We start from the raw sequence: 18,144 nt of genomic DNA, 5'->3' as shown, positions 1-18,144 counted from the left end.
CCCGTCACTTCTGCTTGTCCTGGGGGCGGCCGACCAGGGCGCCCACGATTCCACCGGCCACGCCACCGCCGAGCGCGGCCAGCCACGTCGACCCCGTCGTGAGCACGCGCACGAGGGCGCGCCAGGGGTCAAAGAAATTGCCGGTCCCGGCGCCCGTGACCAGCACCGTCCCGAAGACCACGATCACCCAGACGATCGCGGCGCCGCCGATGGCTCCCGCCACCACGAGGTCCGCCCTCGTCCGCGCGGGCTTGCTCATGCCGTCGCCCCCTTCTCGTCGTCCGACTCGTCGAGGAGCGGCAGGTCGGCCTGCGTCACCAGGCGAGAGGCCACCGCGTACTCGACGAGACGCGCGCGGCGGTTGGTCGCCAGCGCGCCCGGGCCGCCGCGCAGGCCCTTCACGCCGATCCGGTCGAGCTTCTCGCACACGTTGTCGAGCTTGCGGTTGAACCGCGTGCTCGCCCAGCCGAGCCGCCGGGCCGCGGACGCCGACGACGGGATCTCGCTCAGCCCTGTGCCCTCACGCCGCAGCATGGGCTCCGCCAGCGACACGATGAGCTGCTTCTGGCTCTTCGTGAAGCTGATCGCGCCGATGGTAGTGGCGCCCGAGTCGTCGTCGTCCTCGGAGCGGATCTCGTGGTACGGCGCGTTGTCGAGCTGCGCGGTGATCTCGTACGTCGTGGGCCCGGCGGTGAACACTATCGACGTCGTGGGGAACACCATCGGCAGGCGGTTGCCCGGCGGGAGCCAGGACTGCACGCCGCCGCCGGCGTCGCACACGGTCGCCGAGATGAGGGAGCCGACGTTGGACAGCCACCAGATGCCGTCCTCGTGCGTGATGCGCAGGAAGCGGCGGTGCAGGTAGGGGTTGTCGTCGATCGCGAGGTCGCCCTCGCGGCCGATGTCGAAGGGCGCGCCCTCCTCGGACGGGCGAAACCACTCGCCCGCGAACTCGATCGCAAGGCCGTTCATCCAGTCACCTCCCTCTGTCCTTCTCCGGGCGGATGCGCTCGGAGCTACCGTCGTCGTGTCCTTTTCTGGTCAGCCCTGTGGGCTGACGCAGTCGTCCTGCGCGTTCTCCTGGGGACTGGACGCCTTGCCGGAGCGCACCACCACGATCTCCACGCACGTCTCGCCCTTGAGCGGCACCGTCACGGACGTACCGCTCGGCACCGGCTGGAACACGGGGTCGCCCGTCAGCTCCAGCACCCGGTATGCGTAGGTATCACCCTCCTCCAAGGACTTGGGGGGTGTCCACGAATACACCACCTCCTTGCCCTTGACCTCGGCCTTGACGTCCCCGACCGGCGGCACGTACCCGCCGGCGGGCGGCGGCGGCACGAAGGTCGACGTCACGGCCGTCTCCTCGCCCTCGGGGTCCTCGCCGCCGGAGCCGTTCAGCGCCCACACGGACACCCCGACCACCGCGACGACCACTACACCGACGACGAGCGCCCACACCCCCCGGCGCGGCTGCTCCTCCGCCTCGGCGTCGGGGGCAGGCGCCTGCTCGGCCGGCGCGAACTGCCCGGCCATGCCCGCCGGCGCCTGGGTCCCGGTCGTCGAGGAGTCGGCGGCACCGCGGTACACCGTGTCGTCCGACGGCGAAGGGCCGGGCGCCAGGGCCGGCGGCGCGGGAGCGTACGCGCCCGCCGCGGCGCGCACGCCGCCGCCCGAGCCACCGGGCCCGAAACCGCCCTGGCTCGGCCCGAAGCCGTTCCCACCCGGCCCGAAACCCCCCGCACCCGGACCGCCAGGACCGGCGGGGTCGATGGTGACGACCTGGCGCAGCCGGGTGCCGTCGGCCTCTGCCTCGTCCTCCTGCATGGCGCCGGACTCGTCCAGCAGGTCAATCGGGGTGACGTCCCGGGACAGCTCGACCTGGACCTTCTGCAGCTCGCGCGCGAAGGCCAGCACCGTCGGGTACCGCGAGGACGAGAGCTTCGACATCGCGATGCGCAGCACGCGCTCCAGCGACGGCGTGACATCGCTGCGGCTCACCGGCGGCAGCTCGTCCTGCGAGATGCGGCGCACCAGGTCCGCCGAGGTGTTGGACCCGCCCGGCGTCTCGAACGGCGTGCGCCCGGCCAGCAGCGTGTAGCAGGTGGCGGCCAGGGCCCACACGTCCGTCGCGATGCCCGACATCGGCGGGTCGCCGAACGACTCCGGCGGCGACCACGGGATCGACATGCCCTCCGCCGCCGCGGCCTCGTCCACGGTCGACGAGATGCCGAAGTCCGTCAGCGCCGGGTGCCCGAACTGCGTCACCAGGATGTTCGAGGGCTTCAGGTCGCGGTGCAGGATGCCGAGCCGGTGCGCCGTCTCGACGGCGCCCGCGATCTGGATGGTGATGCGCAGGGCCTCCGCCACCGAGAACCGCTCCGACCGGTAGCGCGCGCCCAGGTTCGGGCGCGAGCAGTACTCCATGGCCAGGTACGGGCGGCCGTCGTTGGCGACGCCTGCCTCGTACATCGTGACGATCGACGGGTGGTTGCCCAGCGTGGCCATGAGGTCCGCCTCGGCGTCGAACGCCGCCCGCTGCGTCGCGCTCGACCACTCCTTGAGCAGCACCTTGACCGCCACCTGCCGGCGCGGTCGCTGCTGCTCGTACAGGAACACATCCGAGAAGCCACCCGAACCGATGAGCTTGCGGTACTCGAAGCCCTCGATCTCGGGTGGCGGGGACGGCTTCCTCTTGCTGCTCACACTTCTCCTCTGTCGTTGGTCGAGCTTGTCGAGACCCTCACCAGATGCCCTCGAACGTGAGGGTCACGCCGTCGCCCAGGTCCACGACGTCGCCGTCGGACACGAGCTCCTTCTCGTTCGGGTGCAGCCGCCGCGGGGGCTGGCCCGGTCGCAGCAGCGTGGTGCCGTTCGTCGTGGCCAGGTCCGAGACCAGCACGTGCCAGTCCTCGAGCGAGATCTCGGTGTGGGACCGCGAGATGTCCTGCTGCGGGCTGGAGACCGTGACGAGGCGCGGCATCTGGTCGGCGGACGTGTTGTTCGTGCGGGGGCGGCGGCCCACGATCACCGGACGGTCCAGCTCGACCACCTGACCGCCCCGGATACCCGCCGCCCCGGACGTCGCGGCGCCGGAGCTCACGACCATCCGGCCCAGCGACGGGCGCGGCGCCAGCTCGGCCTCCGCCGACAGCGCGGCGCCGCACTCCCGGCAGTTCTCGCGGGCGGTGGGATTGGCGTGGCCGTTCTCGCACGTCACGGCCAGGATCTTCGGCGCGTTCGGGTTGGCCGGCGCGGAGAACTTCGGGGCCGACGGCGAGGACGCCGCGGCCTTCAGGTCGGCGATCGCCGACGACATCACCGTGTGGCCGTCGTGGTCGTCGTCGTCCTCGGCGGCATCCGCGCCGACGGCGGCCGCGCGGTGCGCGGCGGCGGGCGTGGAGCCGGGCGCGGCGCCGGACCAGCCGGGCACCCCGGCGATCGGGACGCCGGAGATCAGGCCGTCCGAGCCGGACAGCGCCGGGGCGGGCGTCGCGGGGCCGGGCGCGTTCGGAGCGGGCGGCGGAGGCGGCGGTGCCGAGGGCACCGGTCCCGACGTCGGGGCCGGCTCGTCCTCGCTCTCCTCCGTGCTCTCGGGCCGCACCGCCGCGGCCTCGACGCCGTGGGCGATCGTGGCGCCCCACAGGTGCATGTAGTCGTCGTCGTCCGGGCCGTCGTCCGCAGGAGGCTCCGGCGTCCGGTTGGGGGTCTCGCCGCCGTTGTCCTCGGCGGGCGTGATGGTCTCCTCCGAGGCGGGGACCATGGTGACGGTGCCCATCGGGGCGGAGGTGTCGGCGGGCTCGGGGGTCGACGCCGGTTCGGGCCTCGAAGCGGGCGCGGGGGTTGAGCCTGTCGAAACCGGGGTCTCGACAGGTTCGACCAGCGAGGGGGCGCGCTCGACCGGCGAGGGGGCACGCTCGACCAGCGGAGCAGGCGAGTCGATCGGGGACGAGGCCACCCCGGTCGACGGCGCGGCCGGCTCAACCACCTGGTTGCGCACCACGCCGGCCAGCACGACGCCCGACTCGACGGGCAGGCCGTCGGCGAAGCTGCCGAAGCCCGACACGCCGGTCGCCACCTCGACGGCCGTGACACCCTCGACGACCCGCTCGGTCCACGAGATCACGCCGGCGCCCGACACCGTCTGGGAGCCGTCGCCGGTCTCGATGGTGACGGTCAGCCCGTCGCCGCGCGCCACGACGTGCGCGCTCGCGGGCTCACCGGTCCCCGCGCCCGTGAGCACGACCACCGCGAACGGCGGGACCCCCTTCAGGCCGCCCACCGCCGACGTCGTCAGGGCTCCCAGCACCTCGGCGACGCCGGCGCCGGGCGCGCCGAGGTCCGCCCAGAGGCGGGCGGCCGGGTCGGACGCGTCCGACCCGGCCTCTTCACCGGGCAGCACGACGACGGCGTCGCCGCGCACGACGACGCGCGCCTTCCCCGTCGTGTACCGGATCCCGGTTCGCTGTCCAGCGTCCGAGGTGCTCATGGTCGCCTCCCTGTTGTTTCCTTGCTCGTGTACCGCCCCTGCCGGTGCCCGCGTCAGACTCTATTGACCCTGTCCGACATCGTGGCCCGGCTCAGCCACGTCACTCCCGCGGCAGCGTGTCCTCGTCCGCCGCGAAACCACCCCGCGGCGAGGTGCTCGATCCCGCCGTCTCCTGCGCCACCCCTGTCGCGTCCACCACGATGACCGTGATGTTGTCCCTGCCGCCCGCCGCGATCGCCGCCTCGACCAGCCGGCCCGCTGCCACCTGCGGGTCGGGATGGTCCAGCATGATCTCGGTGATCCGCCCGTCGGTGAGCTCGCCCGTCAGCCCGTCCGAGCAGACCAGGATCCGGTCGTGCGCACCGATCGGGATGTACCGGAAGTCGGCTCGCGCCTCGTCCCGCCCGCCCAGCGCGCGCGTGATCACGTGTCGGCGCGGATGGCTCCGCGCCTCCTCGGCGGTCAGCGTACCGGCGTCGACCATCTCCTGGACCTCGGAGTGGTCCACGCTGACCTGGTCGAGCACCCCCCGGGACAGCAGGTAGGTCCGGGAGTCGCCCACGTTGACGAACAGCCAGTAGGGCATGTCGTCCAGGTAGGCGACCACGGCACCGGTCAGCGTCGTGCCGGCGCCCCGGCCCGCGCCCGCGGTGTCGATGGCCCGGACCCGCTCCTGCGCGGTCTCCAGCAGCGCCTCCACATGGTGCGGCTCCACCCGCTCGATGTCCGAGAGCGCGCGCAGCGCGTCCAGCGCCGTCGCGCTCGCCACCTCCCCCGCCGCGTGCCCGCCCATGCCGTCAGCCACGAAGAACGCCCCGCCGGCGGCGAAGTAGCCGTCCTCGTTGAGCTGGCGGCGCAGCCCCCGGTCGGAGGCGGCCCCCCACGCGAGGGTCAACGACTCCTCGCTCATGCCGCCGCCTGCGGGTGCACGACGACGCGGCGGTCACCCACGTGGATCGTCGAACCCACCGGCACGCGCACCCGGGCGCCCGGCTCCGCCACACGCGGCGGCAGGCCCGGCGCCGAGACGACAGTGCCGTTCGTGGAGCCGCGGTCCGTGAGCCACAGGCCTGCGGTGTCCACGCCGAGCTCGGCGTGCGTCTTGGACACCGACCTGGTCGGGTCCTCCACCTTGATCAGGATCCAGCCCGAGCCGTCGGGCGCCTGCGGGTTGCGGCCGACGAGCGCCTTGGTGTCGACGACGTACCGCTCGCCGCTCTCCACCTCCAGCACCACCGTCGTCACGGCCGCCGGTGTCATCGGGCGGCTCATGTGGGTCCGCGTCATGTCGATCGGGGCCGAGTCGCGCTGCTCGGGCTCCGGCTGCCGCACGGGCTGCGCCGGCTGCTGCTGGCGGGGGAACGGGGCCCGCTGTGTCAGGTCCGGCTGCGCGAGCTGCTGGACGGGCTGCTGGAGGGGCTGCTGCTGAACCGGCTGCTGCTGCACGGGCTGCTGCTGCACCGGCTGGGCCGCCGGGCCCGGGTGCGGCGTGCCGCCCGAGCCCGGGTGCGGCCGGCGGACCGTCGCCGGCTCCTCCTGCGGGGGCAGTGCCCCCGCGCCGCCCTGCGCCTGACCGGGGATACCCGTGATGACGCTGCCTCCTCCACTCGCCGAGGAGTCCGGGAACGCCCATGGGTCCTGGGCGGGCGCGGTGGGCTGGGGCTGGTGCGACGTCGCCAGCTGGGCGGCCGGCTGGGCCTGCTGCTGGTTCGCCGCACCGGTCCACACCTGGGAGGTGCCGGCCGGCGCCTTCGCGCCCGCACCCGTGGTCGAGCTCGTCGCCGGGCTCGGGGCGGCCCCGACCGGCGCGGCAGCGACGTCGGACGCCATGAGGACCACCGCGCGGGCGGCCTTGTCGTGCCAGCCCTGCCGCTTGCCGCCGCCGTCGAACGCCGGGGACACGAGCACCAGGATCTCGCCGACCAGGCACACGAGGGACCCGAGCCCCACGATGAGCAAGCGCACGAACGCCCGGCCGAACCCGATCGGGCCGTGGCCCGCGACGTCGACCGTGCGGATCTTGCAGACGAGGTTGCCGACGGTCTTGCCGGTCTTGCCCTCCCAGGCCGAGACGCCCAGCCAGTAGCCCAGCGCCAGCACGCTGCTGATGAGCTGCGGCACCAGCATGGCGTCCGGGCTCATGAGCAGGGCGCTGATGCCACCGGCGCCGGCCAGCCCGATCATCAGGATGATCCAGACCACCACGCCGACCACGGCGCCGTCGACCAGCGCGGCGAGGAACCGGCGCCCGGTTCCCGCGTACGCGACCGGGACCGGCTGCACCGCCGAGACGCCTACCCGCGTGTGCGAGAGCGACTCGGGCACCGTGGTCCCCACGTCACCGGTCTGGGCGCGCGGGAACGGGCGCCCGCACACGCCGCAGTACGGCACGTTCCCATCCTGTGTAGAACCACATCCAGCGCAGACGACGTCCGTCATCGACCCTCCTTCGTCCGACGGGACCCGAGTCCCCCGAGTGCCGCGAGGATCCCGCGGCGTCCACCGATTCGTGCCCAGACGGAGCGGAGCGACAACGCCGCCCGCACTCTCCGCCGCGTGCTCACGGTGGAGCGTAGCCCGCCGACCAGCTCGTCCACCTCCATCCAGAAGGCCTCGACGTCCGTCTGCGTGGGTTCTCCCCGGCCGAACACCGTCGCGTCCGCGCGATGCGCGAGCATGAGCGTCGACGGGACCTGGTGCGCCCCGGCGATGACCCCGGCGCTCTCGCGCCTGGTCGCCCCGTGCGGCACGGTCGTGCCGAGGTCGGTCACGACGTCGACGACCTCGTGCCAGCCTCCGCTGATCCGGTCCGCGAGCTGGTCCGCACTGCGCCGCAGCGCCCGGCGCCGGGCCTTGTAGGCGAGGATCGCCACGATCGGGCCGGCGATCAGCAGCAGCGGAATGCCCACCGCCAGCAGGATCACGCCGAGCAGGCCCCAGTCGAAGAGGTCGTTCTCCGCGTCATCCTTGTCGTCGTCCTCGACGCTGCCGGCCTTCGCCTTGTCCGGCTCCTCCGGCGGCTCCGGGTCCTGCAGCACCGGCGGCTTCGGCACCTGCTGGCTCTTCGGCTCGGGCTGGATCTGCGGCTTCTCGTCCGGGACGGCGTCGATCGGCACCCAGCCGTAGCCCTTGAACGGCACCTCGATCCAGGCGTGCACGTCGCTGCCGAGCACCGTCCAGGGCTCGCCCTTCTCGTACTTGCTCTTCTCGTCCGGGTAGAAGCCCATGACGACGCGGGCCGGGATGCCGGACTGCCGGGCCATGAGGGCGAACGCGACGGCGAACTGCTCGTCGTCGCCGACCATCTCCTCCGTCTCGACGAGCGTGTCGATGCGCTCCGCGGAGTGACCGGGGCGGGACGGCGGCTGGCCGTCGAGCCCGCTGGACAGGTGCCCGGACGACACCAGCGCCTCCCGGATCTGGAACAGCTTGGTCGCCGGGTCGGTCTCCTCACCGCTGAACTGCGTGGCCTTGGCCGGCAGCCCCGGCGGCAACGCGGTCTGCTCGGTCTCCGGGAGGTCGGCCGGGAGGATCGTGCCCTTCTTCAGGGTGTCCTCGTCCGGCTCCTGGGTCACGAGCGTGTTCAGCGTGTACGTGTCGCCCGACTTGATGCCCGCCGTGGTGAGAGCAGTGCCGGTTTTCGAGTTGTAGTACGTGCCGTCGGTCTGCGCCTCGGCGTTCGAGCCGGACCACCGCACGCCCGTCAGGTTCCCGATCTCCGGGACCCAGACGCCGCTGTAGCCCTTCACGCTGATCTTGATCGGCTCCGGTGTGCCCTCCTGGGCCGTAGCGATCTCCTCGCCGACCCGCGTGTAGACGCCGGTGTCGCCGCCGTCGCCGGACGCGTCGTAGACGACGCCGTCGTACCGGTCGAGCGTGGCGAGCCGGATGCGACCGCCCTCGGGCAGGTCGCTGACCGTGAACAGCTCGGCCTCGCGGGCGTCCTTGGCGTAGTGCCGGAACGCCACGAGCGGGCTGGTGAACTGGTGGACGTCGAACGGCGGGACGATCGTCTCGCGCAGGACCGTGCGCGGCTGGTCCGGCATCAGGATCGGCGCGGTGAAGCCCGCGGCGACGGCCGCGACGCTCAGGATCGTGGCGCCGGTGCGGATCCGGTACCAGCGCAGGCGGCGCGTGGCCTCACGGCTGGACTCGGTGCTGATCGAGTGCGTGCCGACGCGCGCCTCCATGACCCGCACCGCGCCCCACAGGAGCGCGACGATGGCGATCACGAGGCCCTGCACCACCGGGATCGCGGCGTCGACGGTACCGAGGAGGATCACGGCGACCAGGCCGGCGACGACCGGCACCACCGCCCACACCGCGTGCTTCGCGCGCCAGGAGATGGTGCCCGTGATCAGGGCCACGAGCAGCATGAGCAGGAACGGGACCACGGCGAGGTCGGGGAACGACCGCATGGGCGGCACGGTGGTGACGAACTGCTTCCAGCCCTCCACGGCGCCGAGCAGCAGCTCGCGCAGCGTGTCCAGGGTGGGTACCACTCCCGCGATCGTCGTGTGCGGCAGCGCGAGCGCCCCACCGAACAGGAGGTAGCCCAGCACGGCGAGCGCGGTCACGGTCACGGCCGGGAACCGGCGCCAGGCGCCCACCCAGGCCACCAGCAGGCCGACGGCGGCGCCGCCGACCGTCGGCAGCAGGTAGCCGAGGGAGCCCCAGACGGGTCCGAAGCCGACGGCGACGGCGCCGAGCATCACGCCCAGCGCCGCGACGTCGACCAGGGCGAACCAGGTCAGCGCCCGTGGGCGCTCCGCCTCCTTGCGGCGCGTGGTGCCGCGGCCCGTACCGGTCCGGTACCCGGTGCGGGTGCCGCGCGTGCGGGACGACGGCCGGCCCGAGCCGGCACCGGCCGGCCCGGACTGCTGGTTCCCGCGCGTGTTCTCGTCGCTCATCCGTCGCTCATCTTCTTCAGCGCAAGGGGCAGGTCCGCCAGACGGCCCAGGGTGAGCACGCCCAGCTCGGCGATGGCGTGCCGGCCGAGGGACGCGCCGGGCACGCACTGAATGGCCATGACCTGCACCCCGGCGGGGACGCGGGCCGACGCCGAGCGCAGCTCCGTCGGCGTGACGCGGCTGCCGATGACGAACGCGATCACCGAGAAGTCCGCGGCGGCCATGGCGGCCGACCGGGCCAGGTCGACCAGCTTGGACTTGCGGGACTCGAGCTCGATCCGGGACAGGTCGTCCATGAGGCGGGTGCGGTGGTCGCCGCGCAGCGTGGCCTCGTTGACGAGCACGGTGACGCCGCGGTCCTCCTTGATGGCCTGCAGGCCCAGGGAGCCGCACACGCTCACGGCGAGCTCGAACTCGTCCTGGTTCGCGTAGTCCTCGGCGCGCGTGGACAGCAGCACCGCGAGGTGCGACCGCCGGGTCTCCTCGAACTGGCGCACCATGAGCTGGCCGGTGCGCGCCGTCGTCTTCCAGTGGATGTGCCGCCGGTCGTCGCCCGGCACGTAGTCACGCAGGGCGTGGAAGTTCACGTCCGAGTTCGTGATGTCGTTGGTGACCCGGCCCTCGAGGTCCTTGAGGAAGCCGGTCGAGGAGCCCGTGAGGTTCTTGACGCGCGGGTGCACGAAGACCTCCTGCTCGTTGGTCCAGGTCATCTCGCGGCGCAGCAGGCCCAGCGGGTCGGCACGCACGGACTTCACCGGGCCCACCGTGATCACGCTGCGGCGGCGCGTCGGGATGGTGAAGATCTCCTCGTGCGAGCCGCCGCCGGGCAGGCGCGGCACCGGGAACGCGGCGGTGCCGGTCCCCACGGGAAGCTCCATCACCGACGGCAGCAGCGCGCGGCTCGACGCGTTGCGCACGTCGAGCCGCCCGACGGCGCGGTCGCCGACCGTCACGCGGGCCTGCGCCAGGTCCAGCACGACGTCGTACTTGAACCGGCCCAGCACGAACACGATCGCGCACACCAGCGTGACGGTGAGCACGATCGCGGCGACGAGCACCTCGAGCCAGCCGAGCATCAGCCCGGCCACCCAGGCGCCGGCGGCGACGAGCGTCACCGCTATGCCGAACGTGCTGAACGTGCTGCGGACCGGTGCCAGGACGCGGCCGACCGCCGCCGCCCGCGAACGGGCGGCGGCGGCGAGTGTCACCCAGCCACGCTGGCCGCGCAGCACCTGCGCGCGGCCCGCGGCCACGGCTCCGCCGAGGCCACGCTGCTTCTCCTGACGCTTCCCGTACGCGGCACCCGACAGGCGGCCGGACGAGAGACCCGTGGCTGTCATGCCGAGGCCCGCTCCTGCGGCGCCGCGACGTCCGCCATGATCCGGGCGAGGATGACGTCGGGGCGGGCGCCGGCGAACTCGGCCTCCGGGTCCAGCACGAAGCGGTGGCCCCAGACCGGCTGGGCCAGCTCCTTGATGTCGTCCGGCAGCACGTAGTTGCGGCCGTGCGCGGCGGCCCACACCTTGGCGCAGCGCACCAGGGCCAGCGCACCACGGACCGACACGCCGACGCGCACCTCGGCCGCGTTGCGCGTCTCCTCGCTGAGCCGGCTGACGTACTCGAGCACCGCGGTGTCGGTGTGCACGGTCATGGCGAGGTCGGCCATCTCCGTGACGGCCTTGGTGGTGATGATCGGCTGCAGGATCTTGCTGCGGTCCTTCACCGACGCGCCGGACAGGATCTCCACCGTGGACGCGTGGTCCGGGTAGCCCACCGACGTCTTCATGAGGAAGCGGTCGAGCTGGGCCTCGGGCAGGCGGTAGGTACCGGCCTGCTCGATCGGGTTCTGGGTGGCGAGCACCATGAACGGGCGGCCGGTCTCGTGCGCGATGCCGTCTACGGTGACCCGGCCCTCCTCCATGACCTCCAGGAGCGCGGACTGGGTCTTCGGCGAGGCGCGGTTGATCTCGTCCGCCAGCACGATGGAGTTGAAGATCGGGCCGGGGTGGAAGTCGAACTTGCCCGTGTTCTGGTCGTAGATCGTCACACCGGTGACGTCCGACGGCAGCAGGTCAGGCGTGAACTGGATGCGGTTGTGCGTGCCCTGGACCGACGCCGCGATGGACCGCGCGAGCATCGTCTTACCGGTGCCGGGGGCGTCCTCCAGCAGCAGGTGCCCCTCGGCAAGCATGCAGGTGAGCGCCAGACGCACCACTGGGGCCTTGCCCAGGACCGCCTGGCCGACGTTGCCGACGAGCCGGTCGAAGGTCTGGGCGAACCAGGCCGCCTGCTCGGGGGTCATCGTGGTCATCTCGTGTTCCCTACTGCTCGTTACTGCTCGTTCGGAGGGTGAAGTTGTGTGTCGATGATGGCGTCACCGGCCGCCGACGGCGCGGCGGCCGGTCACCACCCGCCAGGTTCTACCATTTCCTGGCCTCGTAGAGGGTGCCGTCGATCCGCACGGCCACGTCGGTGTTGGCGTAGCCGTAGTAGCAGCTCAGCTGGAGGTTGCCGTTCGCCGAGCCGAAGTTGCGGGTGGTGCTGCGCCCGCTGCCCACGATGTTGTGCCAGCCCGACTCAGCGGGGTTCGTGCCCGACCAGCACTCAACGCTGTGGTTTCCGGTGCTGAAGTCCGCCCAGTTGACGACGAAGTAGGCGCACGCGGAGGTGTTGCAGTCGCTGGTGTTGACGCCCGGGCCACGCGTGACCCAGGCCTTCGGGTTCGGCCTCGCGTCCGACGTCGCGTCGTCGCAGTTGGAGGCCTTCTGCCCCTCGGTGTCCGTGACCTCGACGCACGCCTGCTTGTTGTCGCTGTAGCCGGCCGTGGCGGACTCGGTACCACTCGGCGCGGTGCTGTTGATCGCGCCGGTGACCCGGACCGACTGGATGGCCCGCCCGTTCGTCGCGCGACCGTCCCACGTGAACGTGACCTTCTGGTCGCCGCCGGTCGCCGTGATCGACGGCGTAGGCACCGGGCCGTAGGGCACCACCGCGTTGGAGGCGGTCGACCAGTCGGAGCACGTGTACTGGTTGCAGGCACGGACCTGGAACGTGTACGACGTGCCGTTGTTCAGGCCGGGGTAGGTATAGGACGTGGTGTCCCCGACTGACCTACCGCCCGCCCCGTTGGCCTGCACCTCGTACCGGTGCGCCGGTCCCCGGAAGTCGGTGCTCGCGATGGCGTTCCAGCTCACGTCGGCCTGCCGGTCCCTCGGGTTGCCGGCCTGCACGCCACCCGGGACGGTGGGCGTACCGTACGCCGGCTGCGCGGCGGACTGGGCACTGACCGGGGACCTGCCCGCCTTGTTCTCGGCCTGCACCGTGAACGTGTAGGACGACTCCGGGTTCAGGTCCTGCACCCGCTGCGACGTGGCTCCCGGCACCTCGATCGTCCTGGTCTTGCTGCCGTCCTGGTACACGTCGAGGTAGTAGGTCTTGACCGCGTCGCCGTTGTTGGCCGGAGCGGTCCACGACACGTCGATCTGACCGCCGACCGCCGTGTCGACGCGGCTCGCCGTCGGGGCGGCCGGCTGCGCGGGCGGCGCCGCCGGGGTCTCGGGCGCTGACGGGTCCGACCAGTCCGAGGGGTCGGGGGCGGCGTTCTTCGCCTGGACCCGCACCGTGTAGGCGGTGCCGTTCTCCAGCCCTGACCACACGATCGAGCTGCCGGTGACGCACGTCTTCTGGGTCACCCCGTCGGTCGGCGGCGGGCTGATCTCCAGGTTGACGCACTCGATCGGCGAGCGGTCGGTGTACGTCCGGTTCTGCCACGAGACGGTGACCTGCTGGTCGCCGAACTTGAGCGTCGGCGGCTCCGGCTGGTCCGGCTTCTCGTCCGGCCGCACCTCGCGGGACGCCGGCGACGGGTCCGAGTCGCCCACCTCGTTGGTCGCGACGACCGTGAACGTGTACTTCACGTTGTTCTGCAGCCCGTCGAACGTGCACGTGGTCGTGGCGCACTGCTTTTCCTGGCCGTTGCTCGCCCGGGCGGTGTAGCCCGTGATGTCCGCGCCGTTGTTGTTCGGCTGGTCCCAGGAGAGCACCACCGTCTCGGAGCGCACCTCCTCGACCCGCGGGGCCCGCGGGGCCTCGGGCGCGCCCAGCACGGTCAGCTTCACCATGCCGTCGACCTGGCGGTCGGGGTCCTCCGTGGCATCCTGCACCGTGTAGCGCACGGTCATGACGCCGTGGAACTCCGCGTCCGGGGTGACGACCACCTCGTCGTCGCTGAACGTCACGTCGCCGCTGCCGGTCTCGCCGACCGCGCCGACCACCTTCAGCGGGTCCTCGGGGAACGGGTTGACGTCGTTCTCGAGCACGGGGACCGATACCGGTTCGCCCTGGTGGGCGTCGGGCACCTCGTCCGGCGTGGTCTGCGTCAGCGGCCGGATGGACTGGACGACCTTGATCGTGAGCGTTCCGTTCACCGGCGGGTTCTTGCCGTCGGTGACCGTGAAGGGCAGCTCCTGGAACGTGCCCTTGGGGACGGACGGCTCCACCTGGGCGGACACCGTTGTCCCGGTGACCGACGGCGCGATGTCCCCCGTGCTCTCGACGTCGAACGTCAGCGGGTCCTTGTCCGGGTCCTTGACGTAGCGGCCCAGGTCGACCGAGCTGTCCTCGCCGGCCGCGACCTCGAGCACCGGGGTGCCCGTGATCTTGGGCGGCATGTTCTTGGAGGGGGTCACGTCGATCTGCAGGGTCAGCACGGACGTGAGGCCCTCCGGGTCGTCCGGCCCGTCGCCGTCGGTCACCTCGAAGCTGACCGACGCGGCGCCTGCGTAGTCCTCGACCGAGGTGTACTCGAGGGTGTCGGCGTCGATGATCTTGGCCGTGCCCTCCAGGGCCTTGACCGTCTCGTCCTCGGTGATGCGCGGCTTCCGGTCCTCGCGGACCACCACGTACTTCTCGAGCTCGATGGTCAGCGGCTCGCCGCTCGTGGCCTGCAGCGGCCCGAGCCCGGACTTGACGTGCGGGCGCGACTGGTCGCCCGGCACGCGCACGAAGGCCTTGGCCTCCAGCCCGTCCATGTCGGTCACGGTGTAGGTGATGACCCGCGCGCTCTCGGTGAGCTGCACCTCGATCGCCTTCGACTCGGTGATCGTGACGCCCTCGATGCCCTCGTCCACGGTCACGTCGAGGTCGGCCGCCACGCCGTCCGGGTCCACGTCGTTGTCCAGCACGTTCACCGTCACGCTCGAAGCCCCCTCCACGTCGTCGGCGGTGACCACGTCGTCGTGCGCGATGGGGTGCAGCAGGGGCGCGTCCTTGTCCACGTTCACGGTGATGGCGCCGCTCGCGCGGGCCTTGTAGCTGTCCTGGATGCCGTAGAAGAAGGAGTACGCGCCTTCGGCGCCCGGCGCGGTGACCACCACGTCGTCGCCCACCGCCTTCGGCTTCAGGTCGTCCGTGCCCTCGAAGCCCTTGGCCACCAGACCGATCTGGTCGCCGTCGGGGTCGGAGTCGTTGTCGAGCGCCGCGATCGCCACCGTGCGGCCGGGCCGCACGGTCGTCTCGTCGTCGGTGGCCTGGGGCGACTGGTTGCTCGCCGGGGTCGTCGCGATACCGACGCGGATGGTGCCCTCGGCGGGTGCACCACGAGTGTCCGTCGCCTGGTAGGTGAACTGGTCGAGCCCGGTCTCGTCGCCCGAGGCCTGGTAGTCGATGAAGCCGTCGACGATCGTCGCGGTGCCCTTGGACGGAGCACTGGAGATCGAGCTCAGCGTCACGTAGTCGCCGTTGGGGTCAGTCCCGTCGAGCGGTAGCGGAATCCGCACGATCCCGCCGCTGAGCACCCGCGCCTCGATGTCCGGTAGCGCCGGCGCGGCGTTCTCGGCGTCGTCCACCACATTGATGGTGACCTGCGCGGAGTCCTTCTGCCCGTTGGAGTCGACCACCTCGTAGACGGCGTGCACGGTCCCGGCCTCGTCGCCCGCGCGGAAGCGCACCGTGTCCTCCGAGACGAAAGCCTCACCCTCCGAAGGCGACGGTGCCTCCTGGAGCTCGTCGTTGAGCGTCAGCTCCAGACCGTCCGGGTGGGTGTCGTTCTTCAGCACCGGGATGGTCACCACGTCCCCCGTGTGCACGGTGGCGGTGTCGGGGCCCGCCTCCGGCGGCCGGAGCTGGGCCGGCGCCGGGATGGGCACCACGCGTAGCTGACCCGTGGCGGTTCCTGTGCCGTTGGCCACCTTGTAGTCGACGACCACCGGCCCGTCGAGCCGCTTGACCTCGGAGACCTTGAGGATCTGGTGGTTCAGGACCGCCACCTTCACCGGGGCGTCGGCGGGCACGGTCACGCCCTGCACCACGAGCACGCCGCCCGCGGGGTCGGTGTCGTTCGCGAGGACGTCCACCAGGGCCGAGCCACCGGTCGGCAGGAGCACCTGGTCCGAGACCGCGACGGGCAAGCCTGCGCTGTCCGGCGGGTCGACGACGTCCACCCGCACCAGACCCATCGCCGGGTTGGGGCCGTCGGTGATCTGGTAGGTGACGTCGTACGAGCCGGGCTCGTCACTCTGGAACTTGAACGTGCCCGCCGTCGCGTTGGTGGTGATCGTCGCGGGGTCGGCCTCGGCGACCGCCGTCAGGCGTACCTTGTCGCCGTTCGGGTCGTAGTCGTTCTTCAGCGGGTCGACGGTGATCGGCTCGCCGGTGAGCACCGTGGCGTGGTCCTGCACCGCGATCGGCGGCACGTTGGTCGCCACGACGTCGACGTTGAGCTTGCCCTCCACCGGCAGGCCGGCCGAGTCCGACACGGTGATGTCCACGATCTTGCGGCCGATGGACGTGCCGCCGTCCCGGAACTCGATGGTGCCGTCCGGACGGGACCGCACCTCGTCCCGGGGGTCGGCAGTGCTCGCGCTGGAGAGGAACATGTCGTCGCCGTCGGGGTCCTTGAAGTACGGCAGCACCTTGATGGTCGCCAGGCCGTCCTGGCCAACCTGCAGCACCGGCTCACCCGACTGAGCAGGCGCGTTGTTCTCCTCGAGCGGGACCACCTTGACGTCCACCGACGCGGTAGCGGTGCCGCCTTCGCGGCCGTCGTTCACCTCGTACTCGAACGTGGTGGTGCCGGTCGCGTCGGCGGGAACGTTCGCCTGCAGTGCCGCGCCGTCCAGCACGCGGTCGACGCCGATGTTGCCGTCCGGCGCAGTCTTGACGGACGCCGTCATGACGTCGCCGTCCGGGTCGACGTCGTTGCCCAGCACGTTCAGCACGGTGGTGCGGCCCGGCCGGACACCGAAGGTGTCGGGCTTGGCCACCGGCGGACGGTTGGCCTTGTTCCGCTCGGCCACGAACTGGTCGACCTGCTCGGGGGTGGTGTCCTCGGACTCGGTCTTGTCGCCCTCGGCGTCCTCGGGCATCGTCAGGTCCCAGTCATCGACCTTCTCGAACTCGTCCGCCGCCATCCACAACGTGCCGTCGTTGACGTCGTTCAGCACCACGATGTTCCGGTTCACGCGGTAGACCAGGTTCGCGGTGGCGTCCACGCCCTCCAGCACCTGGTCGACGTCGTTGTCGGGGCCGGGGCAGTCGCGGACGACCTGGCCGGACTCGGACCAGGCACCGTAGGTGCACCCGCCGAGCTGTACGGGGGCCGACGGCCTGCCGGACGCTGTACGCGTGGTCGCATCCCCGCCGCCCAGCGGCTGGGAGACGAGGCCCTTGGTGGTGGCGAGCACCACGTTGTCCGCATCGCCGGACGGCTGCTGCAGCATGGCCTGCGCGCCGTCCTCGACCTCGACCGTGTCGCCGCCCGGCAGCACCAGCGTGCCCGTGGACTGGTCCAGCACCACCGGCTCGTCGCCCACGGCGGAGACCTGCACCTCGGCATCGGTCTCGACGGGGAGGTCGGACTCCTCGGGGTCCTCCGCCGTACCCTGCGCGCCGGTCGGGATCGAGTAGAGCTTGCCCTCGGACGGCACCGCGAGGAACACCGTGCCCTCGTTGCTGACCGTCAGCTCGCCGCCCTTGCCGGCCTTCAGCGTCGGCTTGAGCTCTTTCTCGTCGAACGCGACCGCGCCGTCGAACGGGAGGACCCAGGTCCTGCCCGTCTCGCCGTCGTAGACGGCGGTCGTCGCGCCGCCCGCCGCCACCTTGGCGCCCGAAGGGAACTTCATCGTCCCGTCCAGGGCCAGGAGCGCCGGGTTGACCGGGCTCGCGGACGAGTCGCCCACGCTGTTCAGCAGCACCCGCTGCGCGTCCTGCTCGACGTCGAAGCTCGTCGAGTTCGCGAGCAGCGTGCCGTCCAGGGCCTTGGCCTCGTAGTTGAAGCGGCCCAGCTTGCCCGACGCCGTCTGCGTCACCCACACGCCGGAGTCGTTGAGCTGGACCTCCGCCGTCGCCTCGCCGTCGTAGAGGAGCGCGAAGCCGACCAGCCCCGCGCCGAAGAGGGTTACCACACCGATCGATGCCGCTGACCGGCGATTTTCATACACGCGTGAGACAAAGCTCATGCGCCCTCCTCTTTCATCACTCCACGGAAGTCTGTTCGCCCGGTCTACACACACAGGCGCAACGGGAGCACCCTACCGGGGTGGTGGGTGAATCGTCCCGGAGTTTTGATGGGCAGGACTACCCATACAGCCCGCCCGGGACACGTCCAGATTGTAGGGGTGTGTCCCGAAGAGTTCTAGGTCACCAGATGGTGTGTGTGGCGTCGCCCGGAACGGTCCAGCACCACCGGCTCGTCGCCCGACCGGCATCAGCTCCGGATCGGCGTCGAGGCCCCTCGCCGGACGATAA

The 18,144-nt window shown here is 71.7% G+C and carries 10 protein-coding genes; all 10 read right to left on the bottom strand.

The window, feature by feature from the left end; genetic code table 11:
- Positions 1-4 precede the first annotated feature (4 nt).
- Positions 5-259 (bottom strand): hypothetical protein, encoded by a 255-nt coding sequence (locus ACFT2C_RS16595; RefSeq protein WP_377208166.1) that lies wholly within the window; start codon positions 257-259, stop codon positions 5-7.
- Complete coding sequence (locus tag ACFT2C_RS16590; RefSeq protein ID WP_377208165.1) at positions 256-972, bottom strand: hypothetical protein; 717 nt, start codon at positions 970-972, stop codon at positions 256-258. The genes ACFT2C_RS16595 and ACFT2C_RS16590 overlap by 4 nt, the downstream gene beginning before the upstream one ends.
- A 69-nt stretch (positions 973-1,041) precedes the next feature.
- Entirely contained in the window at positions 1,042-2,706 is a 1,665-nt protein-coding gene (locus ACFT2C_RS16585) for a serine/threonine-protein kinase (protein WP_377208164.1), read from the bottom strand.
- 37 nt (positions 2,707-2,743) lie between these two features.
- Positions 2,744-4,489 carry an FHA domain-containing protein gene (locus ACFT2C_RS16580; RefSeq protein WP_377208163.1) on the bottom strand — a complete coding sequence of 582 codons (1,746 nt, stop codon included), beginning with the start codon at positions 4,487-4,489 and terminating at the stop codon, positions 2,744-2,746.
- Between the two features lie 100 nt (positions 4,490-4,589).
- A complete protein-coding gene (locus ACFT2C_RS16575; protein ID WP_377208162.1) occupies positions 4,590-5,399 on the bottom strand; it encodes a PP2C family protein-serine/threonine phosphatase in 810 nt (269 codons plus the stop codon).
- Positions 5,396-6,928, bottom strand: a complete 1,533-nt coding sequence (locus tag ACFT2C_RS16570) for an RDD family protein (RefSeq protein ID WP_377208161.1) — start codon at positions 6,926-6,928, stop codon at positions 5,396-5,398. The genes ACFT2C_RS16575 and ACFT2C_RS16570 overlap by 4 nt, the downstream gene beginning before the upstream one ends.
- The gene (locus ACFT2C_RS16565) at positions 6,925-9,399 is read right to left on the bottom strand and encodes a transglutaminaseTgpA domain-containing protein (RefSeq protein WP_377208160.1); all 2,475 of its coding nucleotides are present in this window, start codon (positions 9,397-9,399) and stop codon (positions 6,925-6,927) included. The genes ACFT2C_RS16570 and ACFT2C_RS16565 overlap by 4 nt, the downstream gene beginning before the upstream one ends.
- The gene (locus ACFT2C_RS16560) at positions 9,396-10,739 is read right to left on the bottom strand and encodes a DUF58 domain-containing protein (protein WP_377208159.1); all 1,344 of its coding nucleotides are present in this window, start codon (positions 10,737-10,739) and stop codon (positions 9,396-9,398) included. Before ACFT2C_RS16560 ends, ACFT2C_RS16565 begins: the two co-directional genes overlap by 4 nt.
- On the bottom strand, positions 10,736-11,710 hold the full coding sequence (locus ACFT2C_RS16555) for an AAA family ATPase (protein WP_377208158.1): 975 nt from the start codon (positions 11,708-11,710) through the stop codon (positions 10,736-10,738). The genes ACFT2C_RS16560 and ACFT2C_RS16555 overlap by 4 nt, the downstream gene beginning before the upstream one ends.
- A gap of 109 nt (positions 11,711-11,819) precedes the next feature.
- Complete coding sequence (locus tag ACFT2C_RS16550; RefSeq protein WP_377208157.1) at positions 11,820-17,855, bottom strand: Ig-like domain-containing protein; 6,036 nt, start codon at positions 17,853-17,855, stop codon at positions 11,820-11,822.
- Between the last annotated feature and the right edge of the window lie 289 nt (positions 17,856-18,144).

Source organism: Promicromonospora sp. NPDC057138 (genome assembly GCF_042670845.1).
GTDB lineage: Bacteria > Actinomycetota > Actinomycetes > Actinomycetales > Cellulomonadaceae > Promicromonospora.
Note: the sequence above shows the minus strand (reverse complement) of the source record. Positions and strands in the feature narration are given on the sequence as shown.